This is a genomic window from Exiguobacterium aurantiacum DSM 6208, from assembly GCF_000702585.1.
Lineage (GTDB): Bacteria > Bacillota > Bacilli > Exiguobacteriales > Exiguobacteriaceae > Exiguobacterium > Exiguobacterium aurantiacum.
Map to the genome: position 1 here is coordinate 2,436,333 of NZ_JNIQ01000001.1, position 23,336 is coordinate 2,459,668.

Annotated in this window: 27 protein-coding genes and 1 other annotated feature; of the genes, 6 read left to right on the top strand and 21 right to left on the bottom strand. The window is 55.0% G+C overall.

Annotated features, from left to right (window positions below; all coding sequences use genetic code 11):
* Nucleotides 1-10 precede the first annotated feature (10 nt).
* The 5 genes from ruvB to P398_RS0112845 all read right to left on the bottom strand — a co-directional run bounded on the left by ruvB (nt 11) and on the right by P398_RS0112845 (nt 4,987).
* Nucleotides 11-1,006: a Holliday junction branch migration DNA helicase RuvB gene (gene ruvB / locus P398_RS0112825; protein ID WP_029335591.1), complete on the bottom strand. Its 996-nt coding sequence runs from the start codon at nt 1,004-1,006 to the stop codon at nt 11-13.
* A 10-nt stretch (nt 1,007-1,016) separates the two neighbouring features.
* Complete coding sequence (gene ruvA, locus P398_RS0112830) at nt 1,017-1,604, bottom strand: Holliday junction branch migration protein RuvA (protein WP_024369881.1); 588 nt, start codon at nt 1,602-1,604, stop codon at nt 1,017-1,019.
* 84 nt (nt 1,605-1,688) lie between these two features.
* On the bottom strand, nt 1,689-2,768 hold the full coding sequence (gene nadA / locus P398_RS0112835) for a quinolinate synthase NadA (RefSeq protein WP_029335592.1): 1,080 nt from the start codon (nt 2,766-2,768) through the stop codon (nt 1,689-1,691).
* Nucleotides 2,719-3,600, bottom strand: coding sequence for a carboxylating nicotinate-nucleotide diphosphorylase (gene nadC / locus P398_RS0112840; RefSeq protein WP_029335594.1), 882 nt, complete (start codon nt 3,598-3,600; stop codon nt 2,719-2,721). Before nadC ends, nadA begins: the two co-directional genes overlap by 50 nt.
* A complete protein-coding gene (locus tag P398_RS0112845) occupies nt 3,554-4,987 on the bottom strand; it encodes an L-aspartate oxidase (protein WP_029335596.1) in 1,434 nt (477 codons plus the stop codon). Before P398_RS0112845 ends, nadC begins: the two co-directional genes overlap by 47 nt.
* A 95-nt stretch (nt 4,988-5,082) precedes the next feature.
* Here P398_RS0112845 and P398_RS0112850 point away from each other — a divergent pair, with 95 nt between their 5' ends.
* The 4 genes from P398_RS0112850 (at nt 5,083) to P398_RS0112865 (ending at nt 8,315) form a co-directional block, all read left to right on the top strand.
* On the top strand, nt 5,083-6,213 hold the full coding sequence (locus P398_RS0112850) for a cysteine desulfurase family protein (RefSeq protein ID WP_115336705.1): 1,131 nt from the start codon (nt 5,083-5,085) through the stop codon (nt 6,211-6,213).
* On the top strand, nt 6,191-6,730 hold the full coding sequence (locus tag P398_RS0112855) for a transcription repressor NadR (RefSeq protein WP_029335599.1): 540 nt from the start codon (nt 6,191-6,193) through the stop codon (nt 6,728-6,730). Before P398_RS0112850 ends, P398_RS0112855 begins: the two co-directional genes overlap by 23 nt.
* A gap of 107 nt (nt 6,731-6,837) precedes the next feature.
* Entirely contained in the window at nt 6,838-7,419 is a 582-nt protein-coding gene (locus tag P398_RS0112860) for a DedA family protein (protein ID WP_029335600.1), read from the top strand.
* Between the two features lie 119 nt (nt 7,420-7,538).
* Complete coding sequence (locus P398_RS0112865; protein WP_029335601.1) at nt 7,539-8,315, top strand: NUDIX domain-containing protein; 777 nt, start codon at nt 7,539-7,541, stop codon at nt 8,313-8,315.
* Between the two features lie 38 nt (nt 8,316-8,353).
* Here P398_RS0112865 and P398_RS0112870 read toward each other — a convergent pair whose 3' ends face one another.
* The 14 genes from P398_RS0112870 to P398_RS0112935 form a co-directional block, all read right to left on the bottom strand.
* Entirely contained in the window at nt 8,354-9,580 is a 1,227-nt protein-coding gene (locus P398_RS0112870) for a hemolysin family protein (RefSeq protein ID WP_235263389.1), read from the bottom strand.
* Between the two features lie 76 nt (nt 9,581-9,656).
* Entirely contained in the window at nt 9,657-10,946 is a 1,290-nt protein-coding gene (gene obgE, locus P398_RS0112875) for a GTPase ObgE (protein ID WP_029335603.1), read from the bottom strand.
* Nucleotides 10,947-11,387, bottom strand: coding sequence for a Spo0B domain-containing protein (locus tag P398_RS0112880; RefSeq protein ID WP_029335604.1), 441 nt, complete (start codon nt 11,385-11,387; stop codon nt 10,947-10,949).
* Nucleotides 11,388-11,453: 66 nt separating this feature from the next.
* A complete protein-coding gene (gene rpmA / locus P398_RS0112885; protein ID WP_016508537.1) occupies nt 11,454-11,735 on the bottom strand; it encodes a 50S ribosomal protein L27 in 282 nt (93 codons plus the stop codon).
* A gap of 12 nt (nt 11,736-11,747) precedes the next feature.
* On the bottom strand, nt 11,748-12,083 hold the full coding sequence (locus tag P398_RS0112890) for a ribosomal-processing cysteine protease Prp (protein ID WP_024369870.1): 336 nt from the start codon (nt 12,081-12,083) through the stop codon (nt 11,748-11,750).
* Between the two features lie 3 nt (nt 12,084-12,086).
* Complete coding sequence (rplU, locus tag P398_RS0112895; RefSeq protein ID WP_016508528.1) at nt 12,087-12,395, bottom strand: 50S ribosomal protein L21; 309 nt, start codon at nt 12,393-12,395, stop codon at nt 12,087-12,089.
* Between the two features lie 15 nt (nt 12,396-12,410).
* Nucleotides 12,411-12,482 (bottom strand) — a sequence feature (ribosomal protein L21 leader region).
* Nucleotides 12,483-12,537: 55 nt separating this feature from the next.
* Nucleotides 12,538-13,860: a ribonuclease E/G gene (locus tag P398_RS0112900; protein WP_029335608.1), complete on the bottom strand. Its 1,323-nt coding sequence runs from the start codon at nt 13,858-13,860 to the stop codon at nt 12,538-12,540.
* A 43-nt stretch (nt 13,861-13,903) separates the two neighbouring features.
* Nucleotides 13,904-14,761: a septum site-determining protein MinD gene (minD, locus tag P398_RS0112905; protein ID WP_024369868.1), complete on the bottom strand. Its 858-nt coding sequence runs from the start codon at nt 14,759-14,761 to the stop codon at nt 13,904-13,906.
* A gap of 5 nt (nt 14,762-14,766) precedes the next feature.
* Nucleotides 14,767-15,435, bottom strand: coding sequence for a septum site-determining protein MinC (locus P398_RS0112910; protein ID WP_228618150.1), 669 nt, complete (start codon nt 15,433-15,435; stop codon nt 14,767-14,769).
* A 5-nt stretch (nt 15,436-15,440) separates the two neighbouring features.
* Nucleotides 15,441-15,935: a rod shape-determining protein MreD gene (mreD, locus tag P398_RS0112915; RefSeq protein ID WP_051151337.1), complete on the bottom strand. Its 495-nt coding sequence runs from the start codon at nt 15,933-15,935 to the stop codon at nt 15,441-15,443.
* Between the two features lies 1 nt (nt 15,936).
* Complete coding sequence (gene mreC / locus P398_RS0112920) at nt 15,937-16,827, bottom strand: rod shape-determining protein MreC (RefSeq protein ID WP_024369865.1); 891 nt, start codon at nt 16,825-16,827, stop codon at nt 15,937-15,939.
* A gap of 13 nt (nt 16,828-16,840) precedes the next feature.
* Entirely contained in the window at nt 16,841-17,878 is a 1,038-nt protein-coding gene (locus P398_RS0112925; RefSeq protein ID WP_029335611.1) for a rod shape-determining protein, read from the bottom strand.
* A 203-nt stretch (nt 17,879-18,081) separates the two neighbouring features.
* A complete protein-coding gene (locus P398_RS0112930) occupies nt 18,082-18,918 on the bottom strand; it encodes a DUF2785 domain-containing protein (protein ID WP_029335613.1) in 837 nt (278 codons plus the stop codon).
* A 115-nt stretch (nt 18,919-19,033) separates the two neighbouring features.
* Nucleotides 19,034-19,477 carry a hypothetical protein gene (locus P398_RS0112935; protein ID WP_029335615.1) on the bottom strand — a complete coding sequence of 148 codons (444 nt, stop codon included), beginning with the start codon at nt 19,475-19,477 and terminating at the stop codon, nt 19,034-19,036.
* Nucleotides 19,478-19,640: 163 nt separating this feature from the next.
* On the opposite strand from P398_RS0112935, the gene P398_RS0112940 reads away from it, so the two are divergent.
* Nucleotides 19,641-20,288 carry a hypothetical protein gene (locus P398_RS0112940; protein WP_029335616.1) on the top strand — a complete coding sequence of 216 codons (648 nt, stop codon included), beginning with the start codon at nt 19,641-19,643 and terminating at the stop codon, nt 20,286-20,288.
* A 139-nt stretch (nt 20,289-20,427) separates the two neighbouring features.
* A protein-coding gene (locus tag P398_RS16645) for an IS3 family transposase (protein WP_115336706.1) occupies nt 20,428-21,998 on the top strand; the annotation gives its coding sequence in 2 pieces (ribosomal slippage) (nt 20,428-21,067 and nt 21,067-21,998; 1,572 coding nt in all).
* Between the two features lie 68 nt (nt 21,999-22,066).
* Here the strand turns inward: P398_RS16645 and radC are convergent.
* Together radC and P398_RS0112960 are read right to left on the bottom strand one after the other, a co-directional pair.
* Nucleotides 22,067-22,690, bottom strand: coding sequence for a RadC family protein (radC, locus tag P398_RS0112955; protein ID WP_235263391.1), 624 nt, complete (start codon nt 22,688-22,690; stop codon nt 22,067-22,069).
* 30 nt (nt 22,691-22,720) lie between these two features.
* A complete protein-coding gene (locus P398_RS0112960; RefSeq protein ID WP_029335620.1) occupies nt 22,721-23,308 on the bottom strand; it encodes a Maf family protein in 588 nt (195 codons plus the stop codon).
* Nucleotides 23,309-23,336 lie beyond the last annotated feature (28 nt).

A 23,336-nucleotide genomic window follows, 5' to 3' on the forward strand; every position in this document is an offset into this window, starting at 1 on the left:
TGCATATCTGTTACTCCTCTTCATAACCAAAATGCGTCTTCGCATACTGGGTGATCATCCGCCCTCGCGGCGTCCGTTGCAGGAAACCTTGTTGCAGCAAATACGGTTCGTACACGTCTTCGATCGTCTGGGCGTCTTCGCCGATCGTCGCGGCGAGCGTCTCGAGTCCAACCGGTCCGCCGCCGAACCGTTCGACCATCGCCCGTAAGAGCCGGTGGTCGACCTCATCGAGTCCGAGCGCGTCGACGTGCAACCGGTCGAGCGCGTCTGAAGCGAGTACCGGGCCGATTTCTTTCGTCCCCGCCACTTGGGCGAAGTCACGGACACGGCGGAGCAACCGGTTGGCGATCCGCGGCGTGCCGCGCGAACGTTTTGCGATGGCACCGCTCGCTTCCGGCGAAATCGAAAGACGGAACAGTTGCGCCGTCCGGCTGACGATGGCGGCGAGTTCGTGCGTCTCGTAATACTCGAGTTTGAGCGTCACGCCGAAACGGTCACGGAGCGGGGCCGAGAGCATTCCGGCCCGCGTCGTCGCGCCGACGAGCGTGAATGGCGGCAAGTCGATGCGGACGCTTCGCGCCATCTCGCCTTGACCGTAGACGATGTCGAGACAATAGTCTTCCATCGCCGGATAGAGAATCTCTTCGATCGTCCGGCTGAGTCGGTGAATCTCGTCGATGAACAACACGTCGCCCGGCTCGAGCGTCGACAAAATCGCCGCCAAATCGCCCGGCCGTTCGATGGCAGGGCCAGCCGTCGTCTTGATGCCGACACCCATCTCGTTGGCGATGATTTGGGCGAGCGTCGTCTTCCCTAACCCCGGAGGACCGTACAGGAGGACGTGGTCGAGCGTTTCACGGCGCAGTTTCGCCGCCTGGATGAAGATGGATAAGTTACCTTTCGCTTTCTCTTGTCCGATATATTGCTCGAACTTTTGCGGGCGCAGGCTCCACTCTTCTGAATCTTCATATTGTTGATGGGATTGTGACAACAACCGTTCGTCCATAGCTTCCTCCTTATTTCAACAACAACTGCAAGGCGCGCTTTATGTAAGCGTCTGTCGTCAAGATTTCTGCGCTCAGTTCTTTCCGGACCCGAGCGATCTCACGCTCCGAGTAGCCGAGGGCAACGAGCGCCTCGCACGCCTCGTCGAGTTCGGATGCGCCTTGGGCGAACAAGCCCGTCTGTGGCACGTAGTCCGGGGCGAGCTCGGAAAGCTTCCCTTTCAAGTCGAGCGCCATCTGTTTGGCCGTCTTCTTGCCGACGCCAGGGAACTTCGTCAAATACTTCTCATTCTCGGTCTCGATCGCGTCGATCAAGGCGTCCATGTCGCCCGATGCGACGATAGCGAGCGCCCCTTTCGGCCCGATACCGTTGACGCCGAGCAATTTATTGAACAGCTCACGCTCCCGGCGTGACCGGAAACCGTATAGCGTCTGTTGGTCTTCGCGCACGTAATGGTGCGTAAACACGATTACATGTTCGTCTTGTTCACGATAAAAAAACGGGTTAGGCACATTTACTTTGTAGCCGACGCCCGAAACATCCAACGTTATATATTCCGCGCACACATAGGCGACGGATCCTTTTACAAATTCAATCACGGTTTAATCTCCTCTTCATGGGAAAACTGCATTCATTGTACCATAACCGCCGCCATGAAAAAAGGACAGGCGATTTGCCTGTCCTTACCGTGCGAGCATCCGTTCAAGGGCGCGTGTCGCCCATTTCGTCGTCTCCGAATCGACACGGATGACGTTCACCGGATCCGTTTCAAGCGACTCGAGCGACCAGAGCAGATGCGGCAGGTCAATCCGGTTCATCGTCAGGCACGGGCACATGTACGGGTTGAGCGAGACGATGTCCTGCTCGGGGTGTGACGCCGCGAGTCGGTTGACGAGGTTCATCTCGGTCCCGACGGCCCACTTCGTCCCGGGCGCGCTCGCCTCGATTTGGTCGATGATATAAGACGTCGACCCGGCCTCGTCCGCTGCCTGCACGACGTCAAACGTACATTCCGGATGGACGATGACGCGACGCTCCGGGTCATGTTTCCGTAGTCCTTCGATTTGGGCGACGTTGAACTTCTCATGGACCGAGCAATGCCCTTTCCACAAGATGACACGGACGTCCTCGACGTCACCTGAGTAGTCGAGCCGTTCGCGAAGCGGGTCCCAGACGGCCATCGCCTCGAGCGGCACCCCTAAATCATACGCCGTGTTCCGCCCGAGGTGTTGATCCGGAAGAAAGAGGATCCGCTCCCCTGCTTCGAGCGCCCAGCGGACGATATCATGCGCGTTCGATGACGTGACGGTCGCACCGCCGTTCTTGCCGACGAACGCTTTGATGGCTGCCGTTGAATTGACGTAAGTGATCGGGATGATGCTGTCGCCGAGCAAGTCCGTCAGTTCTTCCCAGGCGATCTCCGTCTGATCGATATCAGCCATGTCGGCCATCGAACAACCGGCCCGCATGTCCGGCAAGATGACGAGCTGATCTTCGCGCGTCAACATGTCGGCCGTCTCGGCCATAAAATGGACGCCACAGAAGACGATAAACTCGGCCTCGCTCATCTGTTCGGCAAGGCGTGCGAGCTGGAGCGAGTCTCCCGTCGCATCCGCGAACTGGACGACCTCATCTTTTTGATAATGGTGGGCCGGTAAAAATAGGCGACGGCCGAGCTTCGCTTTAATCGCCTCGATGCGTGCCTCCATCTCTTCAATCGACAGGTTCGTATATTCGATTGGCATCGTGCCTAATCGTTGCATGTTTGATTCCTCCTCCTAAATTTAAGCTACAATCGAGCGCCGTCACCGAATGGGTCAGCTGGCCGACCGAGATGACGTCGACGCCGGTGTCGCGATACAAGGCAATCGTCTCGAGTGTGATGCCGCCTGATGCCTCGGTTTTAATATGCGACGGGACGAGCGTGCGCCAAGCCTTCAGTTCTTCTGGCGTCCGGTTGTCGAACATGATGATGTCGGCGTTCGCCGCAATCGCCTCATGGAGCTGCTCGCGCGTCTCGACCTCGACTTCGATAGGGGTTGTATGGCCGGCAAGCATCCTGGCCCGTTCGACCGCATTCGTGATGCCGCCGAGCGCCGTGATGTGGTTGTCTTTAATCATGACGGCATCGTCGAGCCGGAGCCGGTGGTTCTTCCCGCCTCCCGAACGGACGGCATGCTTCTCGAGCATGCGCAGTCCCGGCGTCGTCTTCCGCGTGTCCGTGACGGCGATCGTCGGGTCGTCGAGCGCCTCGACGCAGCGCCGTGTCATCGTGGCGATGCCGCTCAAGTGTTGGACGAGGTTCAACAGCACCCGTTCCGTCTCGAGAAGCGTCCGTGTCTTGCCCCGCAACGTGAAGAGTTCATCCCCGATCGAGACGTTCGTGCCGTCCGAGAGGCATGACTCGACGACGAGCCGTTGCATCTGGGCCAGCTCCAAGACGACGTCCATACCGCAGAACACCCCGTCCATTTTGGCGGTGACCGTGGCGAATGACGTCTCGCGCTGATCGATCAATCCGCTCGAGATATCGCCGAAGCCGATATCCTCATGTAGAAACACCTTCAGCTGTTCGCGCAAAGCGATCTTGTTCATATGTATCCTCCGTCCTCATCATGGCGCGGGCCAAGAGCCGCGCCGCTTGTAGACTCAACGTCTGTTCACTTAATTGTCTTGTCACGTGTTTCGTCAGTGCCAGTTGTTGGGTATTTTCTAAGAAACTTGCGATTTTGCCTACTTGCGGTGAGATTGTCAACCATTCCCCAATCTGTTGCCGATAGCGGCCGAACAGATCATCCGACACCTCAAATCCGATCGTCTCGTTCACCGTGAACGGCGTCTCCTCCACCACCATCGCTGCCGCCACCCGTTTTCCGAACACCCAGCATTCAAGTAATGAGTTCGATGCGAGCCGATTTTGTCCATGGACGCCCGTATCGGCGACCTCCCCAACCGCATACAATCCGGCGACGGTCGTTCGCCCGAAGGCGTCGACGTCGACCCCGCCCATATGGAAATGCAGGCCGGGCCGGACCGGTACACGGCGGACGTCAATCCCGTGCGCGACACACGTCGCCATCAGTTTCGGGAACCGTTCCCCGAGCCGTTCGACACGACCCGTATCCAAGTACACCGGTCCGTCATGGTCCGTGAGCGTCCGGGCGACTGCATCTCTCGGGGCGAGGCTGCCGAGCGGGTGCTGTTCCATCACATGACGTCCGGACGCGTCGACGAGTTTGGCTCCCGCCCCGCGCAGCGCTTCCGTCACGAGATGAGGCGAATCGACCGCGAGTAGCGTCGGATGAAACTGGATCCGGGACAAGTTCGTGAGCCTTGCCCCGACCGCTTCCGCCAAGACGAGCCCGTCCCCTGTGACCGAGCGACAGTTCGACGTCCAGTCGATGAGACCGCCGATGCCGCCGGTCGCGAGGACGACGGCCCCGGCCTGAACGTGGAGGCGCGTCTCGCCGTTGAAACCGGTCGCCCCGCTTACGCGGTCACCCGTCTTCGTCAACGTGTCGATGAGGACGTGCTCCATGACGGTCACGTTGTCCGGAAGTTTACGCCGTAGCGTCGCCATCACATGGCGTCCCGTCTCATCGCCACCGACGTGAAAGATCCGATTCAGGCCATGTGCCCCTTCTCGACCGACCGCGTATCCGGACCCATCGCGGTCGAAACGGATGCCGAAACGTTCCATCTCTTGAATCGCCGTCCGTCCTTCCTCGACGAGTGTGTAGACACGATCGGGCACGGCCGCGTATTTCGAGGCGATGAGCGTATCGCGTTCATGGTCGACGCTAGACGGTTCCAAGTAGGAGCTCGCAATCCCGCCTTGGGCCAAGTCCGAGTTTGAACTCGTCAGTTCATGCTTGGAGACGAGCAGGACGTTCAACGCCCGAGGCAGATGAAGAGCGACCGTCACGGCAGCCAACCCGGCTCCGATAATCAACACATCGACTTTTTCAAACTGTAAAGACATCTGTATATCACCTGTTTTTCATATGTAATGTTGACTTGTAAACTAGTTTCGCATAGTTTTGTGAAGAAGACAACATGAGAAAAGAGGGACATCTGATGAACCGATACTTCGACTACGCCGCCACCCATCCGATGACGAAAGCTGCGCTCGACCATTATACGGCGATGGCACGCGGCGTCTACGGCAACCCGTCCTCCCTCCACAGCGCCGGATTCATGGCGGAAGATTATGTGACGGAAGCGCGACGACTCATCAAGCAAGCACTCGGACTCGACATGCTCCGCGGGAAACTGCTCTTCACCGGAAGCGGTTCCGAGAGCAACTACATCGCGCTGACGAGTCTCCGGAAACGAATGAAAGGAAAAGAAGTGATCACGTCGTGGCAAGAGCACGACTCCGTCTCCTTGCTCCTTGACGAGTGGGAGGTTGAAGGCGTCACCGTCCATCGCTTGAAACTGAAAGACGGCCGTTTCGACCATGAGACGTTCACAGGGCTGCTTGACCGGGACATCGGGCTCGTGACGTTCCAGCACGTCAATTCGGACACGGGTTGGGTGTTGCCGCTCCATCACATCCTTTGCCAACTGAAATACAAGAAAGTGCTCTTTCATGTCGATGGGGTCCAAGCGCTCGGGAAGATCCCGGTCTCCGTCGACGGGATCGATGCCTACTCGTTCAGCGCCCATAAAGTCGGAGGACCAAAAGGCGTCGGGGGACTGTACATGGAACGGCTGCTCCCTCCGCCCTATTATCCCGGTCATCACCAGTATGGGATTCGACCGGGTACAATCGACGTGCCTGGCATCTGCGCTTTCGTCAAGGCGTTCACAGAACGACACGAACAACGGACACGTCATGAAAGAAATTTCTTATCGTTTCGTGCTATCTTGAAAGAGAAGACATCGTCTCACGTGCAATGGCTCGAGTTCGACGACCAAAGCCCGGCCATCAGCTCGTTCGTCTCGAACCGGCGTGACGGCCAGTGGTGGATGACCGAACTCGATGCACTCGGATTTCAAGTGTCCGCCGGCTCGGCTTGCCGGGCCGGACAGAACGGTCCGAACCGGATGCTCGAATCGCTCGGGTTCGAGACGAGCGCCTGCCACGGCCTCGTCCGGGTCTCGTTTGGTGAGGGCACGACCACAGAAGGTGTGTCAGCGCTCGCTGACGCCATCGTCACTTTAGCAAGGAGAGTTGAATCGTATGAACAAACGCTTAGCCGGTGAAGAACGCCGGCGTACGCTATTAGAACTGATTGAATCGAGCACGGAACCGATCACCGGGGCCGAGCTCGCCCGCCACGTCGCGGTCAGCCGGCAAGTCATCGTCCAAGACTTGTCGCTGTTGAAAGCGAAAGGACATCAGATCGTCGCGACCGCCCGTGGATACGTCTATCTTCCGGGTGAGGCGGCGCCGTCCGCCTATACGCGAAAAATCGTCTGCCGCCATACGGCCGACGAGATGGAAGCCGAGATGAACGCCATCGTCGACGAAGGCGTCACGATTCGCGACGTCATCATCGATCATCCCGTCTACGGGTCGATCACCGGACAGCTCATGGTGAAGAGCCGCCGGGACGTCCGTGCCTTCCTCGAACGGGTCGTCGCCAATCAAGCCGCCCCGCTGTCCCATCTGACGGACGGCCTGCATATCCATACGCTCGAAGCCGACAGTGAGGAAGCGCTCGACGCCGCCGTCCACGAACTCGACCGACTCGGTATCCTCGTGTCGGCCCTCGATTAAAAGATGTCACGTTTTTGTGACATCTTTTCTTTTGCTTTCTCGTCCCGTCCGTTATACTGATGGATGGGTATGATTTCCTATTCTAGTTATGAAAGGAGTGACGCAACGTGTGGCACTTCCTCGAGCAGCTCTTAGTCGGATGCGGTGTGTTCAGCATTCCGCTCGGTATTATCGTCCAATTGATCCCGAACGAGCTCGTCCTTGCTTATGGCGGGTATCTCGTCGGTTCCCATGACGCGTCGTTCCTGCTCATTTTCGTGCTCGCCTGGTCAGCGTTCGTCGCGAGCCAGGTCGGCTTATATTGGATCGGACGCTACGGTGGACGTCCGGTCGCGCTCAAGCTATATCGCTCGTTCCGCATCAAACACGACAAACAGCTCCAGGCCGAGGCGTGGTTTGAGAAGTACGGGGCTTGGATCGTCTGTCTCAGCTTGATCTGGCGACAACTGTTCGCCATCAGCGCCGGTGTCATGCGCCTATCGTTCCATAAATTTTTCGTCGTGACGACGATCGTCTTCGCCGTCTGGTCGTTCGCGTTCGTCAAAGTCGGGATGATGCTCGGGAGCAACTGGCGTCAAATCGGTGAATTCATGCACGGGTTCGGCCCGTACGTCGGGTTCGGCATCGCCTTGTTCTTCCTCATCCGGTATATCCGCTCGAATCCGAGCATCATAAAAAAGTCAGCTTGAGCGATCGCTCGAGCTGACTTTTTGAATAGAGGGAAACTGTCGTGTCACGGCGAATACGTCAATGTGAGACAATCACGACTCGTCGAATCAAGACGGCAACCGTCAAAGGAGGAATTTTTATGTTCCATCGTCGAAAAACGTATACGATTCGCCCTGAACGTCTAGAAGAATTCACAGCCTTTTTCCATACATACCTGTATCCGATCCAGGTATCGCATGGCGCGCGGCTCGTCGGTCGTTGGGTGACCGAGGACAAGACCGAGGTCATGGCGCTGTGGGAGTACCGGGACCGGGAACATTATGAACAAGTCGAACGGGACTACCGCTCGAGCTCGCTCCGCCGTGAGGCGATGAAGAAGCGGGCCCGGCTCGGGAAAGATCTCTACATCAAGTCGAGCGAGGAGTTCATGATACCTACCGGGCACTACACGCCGCCGCGCACGATCGTCTCGGTGACAGCGTACGTCACGAACGAGCAAGGCGAGGTGCTCCTCGTCCAGAACACGCACCGGAACGACACGTACGAGATGCCGGGCGGTCAAGTCGAAGAGCATGAATCGATCGTCGACGCCGTTCATCGCGAAGTGAAAGAAGAGACCGGCGTGGACATCGAGATCGACGGCATCACCGGTATTTATCAAAACGTGTCTTCCCGCGTCCTCTGCGTCACGTTCCGGGCCCGATACGTATCGGGCGACCTCGCCCCTCAAGAAGGCGAGACGCAAGAAGTCGGCTTCTTCAACGTCGACGCGACGAACGTGTCGGACTATATCAAGCGCGAGCATTTCCAGATGCGTTTCCTCGATGCGATCGACCCGACGTATTTGCCGCACGCGATTTACAAAGTCCGGCCGTACGAACTGCTCGAACGTGTCGAGCGCCATCATACCGTCTGACGACGAAAGGGACCCCCAACGATGGAGGTCCCTTTGTCTTATGCTTCTTCAGCCGGTTCGGATTGGTTCGTCTCGACCAATAACTTGCGGACGCGGCGTTTTTCGACGTGGAGAACGGTGAACGTCATGTCCTCATACGTGACACGCGCCCCTTTCTCTGGGATGTCGCCGAGCAGCTCGACGAACCATCCTCCCATCGTATTCGAGTCTATTTCAGGTTCTTTAATGCCCATCTCTTCAGCAAACTCATCGACGTCCATGTCAGCCATGCACTCGTACACGCCTTCACGAAGGCGTCTCAAGTAGACGACCGACTCATCGTGCTCGTCCCAAATGTCGCCGACGAGTTCCTCGAGCATATCCTCGAGTGTGATGAGTCCTGCCGTGCCCCCGAACTCATCGAGGACGACGGCCATGTGCGATTGTTTTTGCTGCAGAACCGGGAGCAGTTCAATCAACTTCGTCTGCGGTGAGACGTACGTGAGCGGACGGATGAGCGTCCGAATGTCGGTCACTTCATCCCGTACCATCGAACGGAGGAAATCTCGTTCTGACAATACCCCGATGACGTTGTCGATCGAGTCTTTGTAGACCGGCAAGCGAGAATGCCCGCCGCTGAAAATCGTGTCTTTGATTTCTTCGAGCGAATCGTCGATGTCGACGGCGAGGATGTCGATCCGCGGCGTCAACACGTCATCGACAGTGATGTCGTTGAACGCGAAGGCGCTATGGACGAGTTCGGCCTCGGTCTCACCGAGTACCCCTTCCTCTTCCCCCATATCGACGAGCACTTTCAGCTCTTCTTCCGTCACCGAAGGCTCTTTAGCCTTCATACCGAGGACACGAAGCGTCAAACGTTTCAGCCCGGTGAAAAGAATCGTGATCGGCTTCAACACTTTCACCAAGAAGACGAGAATCCCGCTGATGAGCAACGAATATTTCTCGGCGAACTCTTTGGCGAGCGATTTCGGCAAAATCTCTCCGAAGATCAAGATGAGAACCGTCGTCGCGAACGTTGAGACGAGCAGTCCCGTCCCGCCGCTGAAAATCGACGTGGCGATCGCCGTCGCGACGGTCGCCGAACCGATGTTGACAATGTTGTTCCCGACGAGGATCGTCGAGAGCGTGTCGTCAAACCGATCGACGAGGTCAAGGACGCGCTTGGCGCCTTTATCCCCGTCTTCACTCATCCGGATCATCCGGACCCGGTTGACACTCGAGAGCGCGGTTTCCGCTGACGAGAAGAAAGCTGATAACAAAATCAAGACTGCATAAAGAATTAAACTAGACGAGGGCACAGGGTCCACGTTTACTTCACACTCCGTTTCCTATTTCAAAAGATTATTCGACAAACTCGAACTCGAAGTCGAGGATTGCCACGACGCTTCCGTCCTCGGCACCGAGTTTGCGGAGATCGTCGTCGATTCCCATTTGGCGCATTTGACGGGCGAATCGTTTGATCGACTCGTCGTGGTCGAAGTTCGTCATCTTGAAGAGTTTCTCGATGCGCGGCCCCGTGATCACGAAGCGATCGTACTCATCGATGTTGATTTGATACCCTTTCTCTTCCTTCTCGTAACGATAGACGACGCGCGGTGTCGCCGTCTTCTCTTCGAGCTCTTCGAGTGGGAATTCAGGCGTAGCATCCACAAGGTTAGCTACTTCGATGAGAAGGTTGCGAAGTCCTTCTTTCGCGAGTGCCGAGATTGGGAAGACTTTGACGTCATCACCGACTTTTTGCTGGAACTCAGCGAGAAGCTCTTCTGCATCCGGCATGTCCATCTTGTTGGCGACGACGATTTGTGGACGCTCGAGGAGACGTAAGTTGTACGACTCGAGCTCACGGTTGATCGTCGTGTAGTCTTCGAACGGGTCGCGCCCTTCCATGCCGCTCATATCGATCATGTGGACGATGACTTTCGTCCGTTCGATGTGACGGAGGAACTGGTGACCGAGGCCGACGCCTTGGCTCGCCCCTTCGATGAGTCCTGGAAGATCGGCCATGACGAAGTCACGGTCGTCCGCCGTCTTGACGACACCGAGGTTCGGTGTGATCGTCGTGAAGTGGTACGCTCCGATTTTCGGGCGTGCCGATGAGACGACCGACAACAACGTCGATTTCCCGACTGACGGGAAGCCGACGAGGCCGACGTCCGCGAGGAGTTTCAACTCGAGGCGAAGTTCGCGCTCTTGTCCTGGTTCCCCGTTTTCCGCGATCTCAGGTGCAGGGTTCGATGGCGTCGCAAAACGACAGTTCCCGCGTCCACCGCGTCCGCCTTTGGCGATCGTCGCGCGTTGGCCATGCTCTGTCAAATCGGCGATGACGGTATCCGTCGCCGCGTCAAAGACGATCGTGCCTGGTGGGACTTTGACGACGAGCGGCTTCGCGCGACGTCCATGCATCCCTTTCGACATTCCTTTTTCACCGTTATTGGCGATAAACTTTTTCGAGAAACGGAAGTCGACGAGCGTACGCAAGCCTTCTTCTACTTCAAAGATGACGTCGCCGCCGTGACCGCCGTCACCGCCGGCAGGGCCTCCGTCCGGGACATATTTTTCGCGGCGGAATGCAACCATCCCTTTACCGCCGTCTCCAGCTTTTACAAAAATATTAACCTGATCGACAAACATTTATTTCCCCTCCTTTAAACGAAACGTAGAACATTCTACGGTCTGTTCGTACACTTCCTCTGGCGTGAACACGCCTTCCGGCACGTTGCCGAAGACGCGAACCGTCAAGCCGTCCGTGAACGTCACATGAATCGGTCCATCCGTTCCTGACAGAAGACGGACGAGCTTGTCCGCCACGCGCGCGTCGTCGAACGACACGCGGTCGGTTGATACCGTATAGGTCAACCGCCCTTCCCAATTCGCCTGAATGACGACGATACTCGTCGCCGGTACGTTCAAGCGAACGAGCGCACTCTCTTCGTCGGCGTGCTGACGATAGCGATCGTACAGCTCCTCGAGTTTATCAGGCTCAAGCGCCGCATACAAAGAGATCATCTGAAGCCGATTCATCCATTCGTGACGGACGGTCGATACTAATTTTAGTGCTGCCTGTGAGTCCATTTGATCCTCTCCTAGAAAAAAAGACTCTAACCAAATAAGTGGCTAGAGTCTTCTGCGTGGTTCTACTTACGCAACTGGGTAAACGCTCACTTGTTTCTTGTCGCGACCAAGACGCTCGAAGCGTACTACGCCGTCAACTTTAGCAAACAATGTGTCGTCGCCACCACGGCCGACGTTTTCACCTGGGTGAATTTTCGTACCGCGTTGACGGTAGAGAATCGATCCAGCTGAAACAGTCTGTCCGTCAGCGCGTTTAGCGCCGAGGCGTTTCGAAATCGAGTCACGACCGTTTTTAGTCGATCCTACTCCCTTTTTCGATGCGAAGAACTGAAGGTTCAATTGTAACATGAGGTCCACCTCCTATTGTTCAATTTGGATATAATCACCGTAACTTTGGGCGACCGTGTCTAGTTGCACGATCATCCCTTCTAGTAACAGTTGGGTGCGAGTCATATCCTCCGGTGATAAATCAGGATACGTCTCGACATAAAAGTAACCACCCTCTGTTTTGTCTGCCATTTCTACGAGAAGCGACTGGCCAGCGAGTACCTCGACAGCGTTATACGCCCCAAAGATGATGGCGGAAACGCCGGCACACACTAAGTCAGAACCGGGTTCAGCAAAGTTGGCGTGACCTGTCACTTCGACGGAACGAATCGACTTCGTCTCGTCTCGTCTGACCGTTACTCGAATCATAAATTACGCTTCGATTTTCTCGATGCGAACTTTCGTGTAAGGCTGACGGTGACCTTGCTTACGACGGTAGTTTTTCTTAGCTTTCATTTTGAAGACAGTGATCTTCTTCGCGCGACCGTGTTTAACGACAGTTGCTACGACTTTAGCGCCCTCTACGAGTGGAGCTCCGACTTTAACATCGTCACCACCAACGAAAAGAACTTCACCGAATTCTACAGTACCCTCGACATCAGCATCGAGTTTTTCGATGTAGATCTCTTGACCTGCTTCAACTTTGATTTGCTTACCACCAGTTTTGATGATTGCGTACATATACGTGCACCTCCTTGTTTAACTCAGACTCGCCATCCAGGGCAGGGCAAAACCGTTTCAACCCGTTCTGTGCGGTTGTAGCCATTTGGGTGCTTCCAAACGAACTAACGTTATAGATGATACCACTCTCGTTCAAACGTTGTCAACGACGTTGTACGAAATTTTGACATTCCTCGGCCGTCCCGAAAAAGGCGATGCCCGGCTCCCCTTTGATGAACAGCACTTCAAAGCCGAACGCGTCCCACTTCCCGTCTTGCCATTTCTGTGGCAGCGACAAGACGACGCCGTCGTGCGCCCCCAAGTCGAGGAGCGCCCGTTCGAGCCGAGAGAAGACAGCGAGCTTCGATGGACGCCCGTCACGCACCATCCGGTCTTGAATCGAGCGACCGGTCCGTTCCCGTGACAGTTCGAACAGCCCCATCTTCGTGAAGCCGTATATTTCGACGCGCCGCGGGTCCCGCGCCCCGACTTCTTTCATCTTTTTCAATAGACGTGTCTGACCGTCTTTTGAGCCGCGCAGGAAGTCGATGACGACCATGCCGCCGATGTTGCGAAGCCGGAGCTGCTCCATAACCGTATAGAGCGCCGCCTCGTTGATCGTGTCCGCGGCCCGCCCTTTGTCTTTGACGGCGACGTTTTTACCGCTGTTGACGTCGATGACGGTCATCGTCTCGACTTGTTCGATCAAGACGTACGCCCCGCCCTCGAGCCAGGCGACACGGCTCTCGAGCTTGTCGATCGCGTCGTCGAGCCTGAGCGCCTCTTTCATCCGTCCTTTGCCGACGTGGCGTTCGACCGGGATTTCGAGACGCTCGAGGCGCCGTTTCGCCTCAGCGTCGTTCGTCGTGACCGACTCGACCGCGTGTCTGCGGGCGAACTGCTCACAGAGGAGCTCGTCTTGCCCGAAGCGGTTCTGTTCGACGTCACGGGCTCGGGCGCGCAAAAGTTCGAGCTCTTCCTGTAGCGCTTTCGGACTCGCCTGGCCGGACTCCGTCCGGAACAACACCCCTTCTGCCTCGGTGAGATCAAACACTTTAGACAGCCGGTCCTGTGTGACGAGGTCGAGCTTGCGGCTGTACAGCTGTCGTCGCCCGTACGGGAAGTAGACGACATAGCGCCCGCCGAAACGGATGTTCTCCGTCACTTTATGATGCTTGCCGTTGATGCCTTCTTTCGTCACTTGGACGAGACGTTTCTCACCGACGACCGCCGCTTGCCCGATCGTCGGGACGTCCGGGTACGACGCGAGCGCCTTCAGCGTCTCGGCGATCGGCAGGAAGAACGTCGTCGCGCCGTCGGTCAAAAATGCGGCCCCGAGCGACGGGTGGATGCGTTCGACCGCCGCCTCTAGTATCGTCCCGACCGACAGTTGGTCGATGAACCGTTCCTCGACCTCGAGCAAACGCTCCCCGTCGACGAGCATCGCCCGTTCGATCGATGGCGTCCGTTCATAGATGAGTTTCATGCACCTCTCTCCTTTCGACACAAAAAGGCAACTTTCGTTGCCTTTACGCTTTTTTCATTCCAAATTTCATCATGAGCCGTGTCCAGAAACCGACTTGTTTTTTCTCGGTTTGAATCGACATGAGCGGCACCGACTCACCGAGGATGCGGCGCGTGATGTTGCGGTACGCTTGTCCGGCGTTGTTGTCCGGATTCATCGTCACCGGTACCCCACGGTTCGCCGCGGCGATGACTTCTTCATCGTCGACGACGACGCCGAGGAGGTCGATTGACAAGATGCGCATGATATCATCGATGTCGAGCATGTCGCCTGATTCGACGAGATGGTTTTTGACACGGTTGACGATCAATTTCGGCGCGGCGACGTGCTCGGCTTGTTCGAGCATGCCGATGATGCGGTCCGCGTCTTGGACGGCCGCCTTCTCCGGCGTTGTCACGACGACGGCCTCGTCCGCGCCGGCGATCGCGTTCATGAACCCTTGCTCGATGCCGGCCGGGCAGTCGATCAACACGAAGTCATACTCCGTCTTCAACTGGTCGATGATCTCTTTCACTTGTTCCGGTTGGACCGACGTCTTGTCTTTCGACTGGGCGGCCGGGAGCAAGTACATCTCTTCGAACCGTTTGTCGCGGACGAGCGCTTGATGCAGCTTGCACTGGCCGTTGATGACGTCGACGAGGTTATAGATGCTTCGGTTGTCGAGTCCGAGGACGATGTCTAAGTTCCGGAGACCGATGTCCGTATCGACGAGACAGACCGAGTGGCCGGATAACGCAAGACCGGTCCCGAGGTTCGCGGTCGTCGTCGTCTTCCCGACGCCACCTTTCCCCGACGTCACGACGATGGCCCGACCTTTCTTCACTTCTTTCGCTGTATGTACAGGCTCTACTACTTGCTCCATCAAACTCACCCTCTCTGTAATTCCATTGCATATGCGTCTTTCAATCCTGTCATGACTTGACGAAGACGCGTCATTTCAATGCCCTGATTTGTCTGATACGCGCAACCCATCTCGATTTCCGGAAGCGGTTCATCTCCGTCTGACGCGAGCACGTGCTCGCCAATCGCCAGAAACTTTGGATGGAGCAGACTCGCGGTGATCACCGCGTCCTCCCATCCTTCGACACCGGCCCGGACATTTCCTCGTATCGTGCCTAAACAATAGATGCTTCCCGTCGCCCGTACTTCTGAACCCGGGTTGATATCCCCGATGATGAGCACCGAGCCGTCAAACGAGAGCACTTGTCCGCTACGGATCGTCCCGCTATGGTAGTGGAACGTTTTCTTGCCGTACGTCGCTTTCGCCTCTTCGGTCAGCATGACCTCACTCGAAAGCTCCTCGATATAAAAAACGCCATGACGAGCAACGACTTCACGAATTTGACGTGACAGCTCCTCGTCCAAATAACGAGTTCCCGCGTGCAATTTGAGTGCAATCTTCCCAGAGGGCGGCTCCATTTCTTGCAACGTGGCCTCTAACTCTAGGAGCACCTCGTCGATGCCACTTCTTGGATTGAAGTGGATTGCAATCCCGTTGCGATGTCCTTTAATCGTAATGTGTCGTTTACGCTCCATCATGGCTACCCTCTCTTCGCTACAGGTCGCGGCGCCACGTATCGCGTCATCGGGTAATAGAGCACCGCGATGGCGATCGCATTGACGAACAACGTCCCTGGAATCTGTTCAACTAATAGTGTTTGAATGGTCATGGTCGTCCCGCCGATTGCTGCCATCACACTGTAAATCGTGAAGGAGAAGACAAGCATCATAAACGTGAACGTGATGACGACCGAGAAGAAGTTCTCACCTATATATTTTAACACGAAGCTGACTAAGAGAGGAATGAGTGAAAAAGTAAATAAGTAAATTCCGAGCAAGTCGGTGTAGACGATGTCATACAATAACCCGAACACGAGCCCGAAACCGAGTGCCGACTCCCAGCGGCCATACAAACTAATATACATGAGCCCGATCAACGTCAAAGACAAAAACGGGGTCATGTAGTGCCACGAATAGATGGCGGCCCATGTCCCTTCAATAAGAAAGAGGAGGAACAGGGCGATGAACACTCTCATGTTACTCACCGGCTGCTCCTCCTTCCTCAGGACCCGTCAAGAACGGCTCGACGAGCGTTCGATCGATGACGAACATTTGCGAAAACTCGTTGAAGTCCGCCTCTGGCTTGATGCGGGCAACTTGAGACACGCCGTACTCGTCGGTCTCGATTGATTCGACCGTCCCGATGACGAGACCGGCCGGATAACGTCCGCCAAGGCCTGACGTCGACACGATCTCGCCTTCTTTCAACTCGACGCTGTTCGAGATCTTCGTGAAGAAGAGCTCGTTCGTCTCGCTGTCGAATCCGTCGATCGTCCCGTACGTCGCTTTGCCGTCCGCATCGTTGACGACCGCCGAGACGTTATTCGTCCGGTTGTTGTCGCTGAGCAGTTGGACTTGTGACGTGTAGGCACTCGCTTGGATGACGCGACCGACCATACCGCCGGCGGCCGTGACGGCCATCCCTCTTTCGACGCCGCGTTCTTGACCGACGTTGATCGTCACGTAACGCTGCCAGTCGTTCGGTGTCCGTCCGATCACTTCGGCCGGGATCAAGTCGAAGTCACGAAGCGACGTTTCGCTCGCCTCAACCATCTTACGCAACTCTTCGTTCTCCCGGCGAAGGTCTTCGGCTTCGACCGACACTTCAGCATATTTCGTCAAATGTTGTTTCAACTGACGGTTTTCTTCATAGATGTCGCGGACGTCCGAAATCGAGGACACCGTGCTGTCCATCCAGCCGATCGGCACGGTGAACACCCGTTGGAACGTCCCGACCACATCACGCGTGACGTCTTGGTACCAGGCAGATTCCGATCGTCCTCGAATCGAAACTCCTAAAATGACGACGAACAAGATAATACCAATCAGCGTGATGATGAGCTTTTTATTGCGTACGAACCGGCTCATCGCTTTTCACCTCTCATCGACGCGACGAGATGCCTGATTTTGAACGGAGGACGTCCATCATTTCGAGAGATTTTCCAGTCCCGATGGCGACACAGTCGAGTGGCTCATCCGCGACGAGCGTCGGGATGTGTGTCTCATCCGAGATGACATCGTCCAAGTTTTTGAGGAGTGCCCCACCGCCTGTAAGGACAATCCCGCGGTCCATGACGTCAGCCGCGAGTTCAGGTGGCGTCTGTTCGAGCGTTTGTTTCACGCCGGCAAGAATTGCTTCGACCGTATCCGACAACGCTTCACACACTTCAGCAGCCGAGACTTCGATTTGTTTCGGAAGACCCGTCACGAGATCGCGACCGCGGATTTCCATCTTCTCCCCTTCGTTCGAGGCGTCGATGCGTGCAGAGCCAATTTCCATTTTAAGCGACTCTGACGTCCGTTCCCCGATCATGAGGTTGTATTTGTTTTTGATGTAACGAATAATGGCGTCATCCATTTCGTCACCGCCGACACGAATCGATTGGCTCGTCACGATGCCGCCAAGTGAAATCACTGCGACTTCGGTCGTCCCGCCACCGATATCGACGACCATCGAGCCAGTCGGTTCCCAAACCGGGAGACCAGCGCCGATTGCGGCCGCGAAAGGTTCTTCGATTGTGTACGCTTCGCGCGCGCCAGCTTGCTTGGCCGCATCTTCGACGGCACGTTTTTCGACCGATGTGATGCCGCTCGGCACACAGATCATGACGTTCGTCTTCGATGAGAACAAACCGCTCTTCGACTTTTGCGCTTGCTCCATGAAGTATTTGATCATCGTAGCCGTCGTCTCGAAGTCGGCGATGACCCCATCTTTCATCGGACGACGTGCTGTGACGTTGCCCGGTGTGCGTCCAATCATATCTTTAGCCTGATTACCAACGGCCTCAATTCTTCCTGTATCTGTACGGAACGCCACAACAGACGGTTCACGAACGACGATGCCTTGACCTTTTACATAAACGAGCGTATTAGCCGTTCCAAGGTCGATTCCGATTTCTCGGTTGAAACTACGAAACATAGGTGCTGCCCCTCTCTTATTTACACTATTTTTTATTATAACGGAAAAATCATATTTGAAAACGTTCATTCGATTACAGGTTATTTACAATCCCTGTATCTCAGTCCTGTCTCACCGTCTATTAGTTTGCCTTCTTTTGCCGAAAAACGCAAATCAAAAAGCAAGCGTATGAAAGCGCCTGCTTCGATTTCGACTCGTTGTCATCAAATATTCTTTAGTGTGAGAAGCACTGCCGTTTGAAGCGTTTGCCGGTTCGTCTCATGCAATTTGACGAAAAAGCTTTTCAAGAACGTTTTGACATTACAGACGACGTGCCAATAGTGTTCGGGCTCGAGTTGTTGTTTTTGAACGCGCAACGTAGCAGGTAAGCCTTCTAATAATAGGATGACCTCGTGCTCGTCCATGCCCCGGTCGAGCAATCCGAAGATCGGGTTCAGGAGCCGCTCATCCTCGTCATGTGTATACACGGTCGGGACGATCACTTTGTTCCACAGCGCCTCGAGCACCTCACCGAACTCCGTCTCATCGAGTTGCGGATGCAACACGAGCTCATCGAACGCATCGGCCACATGCGCGATCGAATGGGCCCAGCCTTTCCCGGGCACGTAGCCTCTCGTGTCGATTTCACAATCGAGATACGCCAACAGCTTCGCTTTCAACATGTCGATGTCCGCTTCAGACAAGAAGTGCTGTTGCCTGTCTTGAAACACGATCAAGGCGAGCAACAGCGTCGAGAACGCCCGCGTGAAGACGGTGTCCGTCCCCGTCTCGCCGATGCCATGGAACAAGTGATACTTGAGCGTCGTCTGGAACAGGTTCGTCAATTGCTCGTTCGTCAGACAATCGTCCTCGATGATGAACCGGTAAAACAACGTGTAAATCAACTGGTCACGAAATTCGGGATTGGTCGAGCCGATATGATGGAGCATCGATTGGATGACCCGCTCTTCGTCAAGTTCCTGCAACCGGACTGTCCCGTTCTTCATGTCCGTCAACATCGACTTCAAATCCTGCTCATGATAGATAATGTCCTCATCCATGTCTCATCCCACTCCCCCATCATCCACCTGTTGATAACGTTTTCGACACCGCGTCGGTTGACTCCTCTACACACAAAAAGCAGGCGTGGATACGCCTGCTGCGTTCGAATAATAATTAGAGGCCAGGTTGGAGCGGAAGCAAAAGCATCGCCCCGTAAAAGAAGACCGTGAAAATCAATACCGGGCGAAAGAAGCGGGACGGTTTTTGTCGCGTCGCCCCTGCCATGAAGCTCGCCGTCGTCATAACGAACAAATATACACCGACGTACATGAACACGAGTTGCGGGATGACCTGCCACGCTTGAAAATCGAGCGAGGAATTGAACCAGGCGACAAATATAGCCGCATACGCAATCCATGCACCAATCCCGATGCCGACACCGACGAGCGGCGAGACACGGTCGAGCCAATGGTCTTCTCGTTGGAACCGTTGAAACAGTGCCGTACTGATAAAGACAAACAACCCGAACACGATGAACGACAACAAGAGTGGTTCGAGCGGGACAAAGCTTGCGACGAGCGCGACAACAACTATCAATAACCAAACTAATTTTTCCATTGTGAACACCTCGTAATCTATCCTAACATAGCTACTTATTTAGAATAAGCTCTACCCAAAATATGTATGGCTTCTCATGCAAGATAAACGATTGCCATTTCCCTGTTGTTCCCAATTAATATTAATGTTATCTTTGTAACTTATTGTCTAAGGAGGGTTTAGCGTGAAATTTTATCAAAAAACATGGTTTGTCATGATTTCGTTGATTTTATTTTTCCCACTCGGGGTGTTCCTCATGTGGAAACATAAGAAATTCAACAAACTCGGACGTGTCGTCTTCACAATGTTCTTCGGTCTCATCTTTGTCATTGCAGTCTCTGGGATTCTCGGTTCAGAAGAGAACAATCAAGCTACTTCAACCGCACCGATTAAAGAAGATGTCGAGGCAAATATAGAAAGCGACACCGATGAAAAAAATCCTGAATCAGAAAGCGAGCAACAAAAGCAAGCTGATAGTAAAAACACAGCTTTAGGTAACTTTTCAGAACGTCCTGTCATGAACGGTTCAAAAACGGAACGAATCGGTACATATGTTCACGTTCATTCTGATCGGTCTTTAATCACTGAAGCGAGTCTCATCGATTTCGTGCAGAATGATTTACCTCGTTTTGAGGATATGAATTGGGTCGTGATTGATTTGAATGACGGCTATGGACTTCATTTTCTGCCTTCGATGCCATCAGCTGACTATGGGTTGATTGAGGATGGCAGTCTCTCAAAAGGCTACGAAAGCTATTTAATATACGCAGAAGAAGGCTCGATTCAAAAGAATGTTAATGAAGGTGCTTCAGGGTATAAACCTTTACTTTAAGTTAGAGGCATTAGAAGGCATTACCATAGGTGTAACATTATAAAATAAACCAAAAGAGCAGGCACTCGATGTGATATGCTCCCCAATAGGTAGACAGATGAAATAACAAATCTGTTTATCTGATTGGGGAGTGTTTTTTATGGCGAGAAGTCGGCATTCAATCGAACAAAAACTGAGTGCACTACGGATGATGGAAGAAGAAACATATACGTGGAAGGAAATCGAGGAGGCCCATGACGTCTCTGAGCATACCCTCCGGGTGTGGAAAGTGAAATTCGAGACCGGCGGAATCGACGCCTTGAAGGAGTCGAGGACATGGAAACTGTACACAAAGGAACAGAAAATAGCGGCCGTACGTGACTATCTCGATGGGGTCACCATGGTGGAAGTCCTCTCCAGACATCAAATCAGTAGTCGTTCGGTTCTATATCGGTGGATCAAGAAGTATACTAGTCATAGCGAGTTAACAGATTCGAGAAAAGGGATGGATCGAGCTATGACAAAAGGGAGAAAGACCACATTCGAGGAACGCATGGAGATCGTCAGGTATTGCCTGGACAATGGACGGAACTATCAACAGACGGCCGAGATATTCGCCGTGTCGTACCACCAGGTCTACGGCTGGACGAAAAAATATGACGCCGACGGCGTGCACGGGCTCGAGGACCGGCGCGGACGGACGAAGCAAGAAGAGGAACTGACCAACGAAGAGAAGCTCGAACGTCGCATCCAACAGATCGAGCGGGAGAACGAGCGCCTGCGGGCCGAGAACCTGTTCCTAAAAAAGTTAGAGGAGATCGAGAGGAGAGGTTGATCAGCCAAATCCGGCTACAATTACGTTACATGGCGATCGAGGAAATGTCGACGACCGACACGTTCCCGGTCGTGCTCCTGTGTGAAATCGCGCAGGTCTCACGGGCCGCCTACTACAAATGGTTGAAGCGTACCGTCTCGGTACGCGAGGAGGAGAACTTGGGCTTACTGGAGGACATCCGTCTCCTCTATGACCAGGTGAACGGGACCTACGGCTATCGACGGCTCACCATGACAATCAACCGCAGACGACGTCAACATGGCCTGCCGGCATACAATGAGAAGCGGATCTATCGTCTCATGCGCATCCATGAGATCCGTTCGGTCATCCGCCAGAAACGAAAGCGGCATAAGAAATCGTCACCGCAACATGTGGCCGAGAACCTGATGAACCGGGAATTCAGCGCGTCCCGACCGGACGAGAAGTGGTGCACCGACGTCACCGAGTTCAAATATGGCGCCGGGAAGAAGGCGTATCTGAGCGCGATCATCGACCTCTATGACGGCTCGATCGTCGCCTATCGCATCGGGAAATCCAACAACAACGCGCTCGTCTTCCAGACGATGATCCCAGCCATCGCGGGGCTCCGTTCAGGAGCGAGTCCGATGATCCATAGCGACCGAGGGTTCCAATATACCTCGAGAGGGTTCAAACGCATGGTGGAAGACGCGGGGCTGACCCACAGCATGTCCCGGGTCGGACGTTGTCTCGACAACGCCCCGATTGAGGGTTTTTGGGGTACCCTGAAAGTCGAGATGTACTATTTGCGTGAGTTCCAGGCCTACAGCGAACTCACATCAGCCATCGAGGCCTACATATCGTTCTACAACCATGATCGTTTCCAGAAACGACTAAACGGCTTGAGCCCTGTCGAATACAGGACTCAAGCCGCCTAGGCTGGTTTTCATTATTTGCCCTGTCTACTTGACAGGGAGCAGTTCAATGAGAGTCCTGCTCTTTTGGTTTATCCATTCATATACCCGCGCTGTTTCATGCTGACGTAATGGTCCTCCCCGATGATGACATGGTCGAGACAGGCGATGCCGACGATGTTCCCCGCTTCGACCAACCGTTCTGACACTTCGATGTCTTCCCGGCTCGGCGTCGCGTCCCCGCTCGGATGGTTATGGACGGCGATGAAGCACGCCGCCGACAGCTTGAGCGCCTCGCGGAACACGTCCCGCGGGTGGACGATCGAAGAGTTCAACCCGCCGACGAAGAGCGTCTTCCGGGCGATGAGTTGATTTTTCGTGTTTAAGTACAGACAGACGAAATGCTCTTGATTGAGGAGCCGTAGCTCGTCCCGGAGCAGCTCGTACGCGTCTTGCGGCGAGCGAATCGTCGGCATCTCCGACTTCGGTTCTTCGACGTAACGGATCCCAATCGTGAACGCCGCGAGCAACTGTTCGGCCTTCTTTTGCGTCATCCCTTCGATTTTGCACAAGTCGCTCACGGACGCCTGCGACAGCGCCCGAAGCGTCGGATACACGTCGGACAGTCGTCGGGCGGTCGCGTGCGGGTCTCCGCCCCGCCCTCCGATTTGAAGCAGTCTGGCGATGGCGGTTTCAGCACTACGGTCGAGCACCATGGTCATTCCTTCACCTACTTTCTACATCAATCACAGAAAGCGTGGCGTCACCCCGTGACCTTCAAGCGTCCGGACGAGCGGTTGGAGCGGCAGGCCGACGACGTTGTAGTAGTCGCCTTCTAACCGCTCGACGAACAGACCGCCCGAGCCTTGGATGCCATAGGCGCCGGCCTTGTCATACGGCTCCTGTGAATCGAGATACGCTTCGAGCCACGTCTCCGGAATGTCGATGAACGTGACGCGCGTCGCCGTGACGAACAAGTCTTGCCGCTCGGGTCCGATGATGCTGACACCGGTGAGCACGTCGTGCGTCGCCCCAGACAACTGTCCGAGCATCCGCCGCGCCTCTTCCCGGTCGTTCGGCTTCTCGAGGATCTTCCCGTCTAGGACGACGACCGTGTCCGATCCGATGACGACGGCGTCACGATTGTCTCGGGCGACGTCCATCGCTTTCTCACGAGCGAGGCGCCCGACGTATTCATCTGCCGCTTCGCGCCCGTTGACGCCCTCGACGACGTTCGACGGGATGACCTCGTGGTGAATGCCGGCCTTGGCCAATAGTTCGGTCCGCCGCGGTGACATCGAGGCGAGGATGACACGTTTCTGTGTTGGTTTCATTGTATCGACTCCTTCTCATCTTAGATAA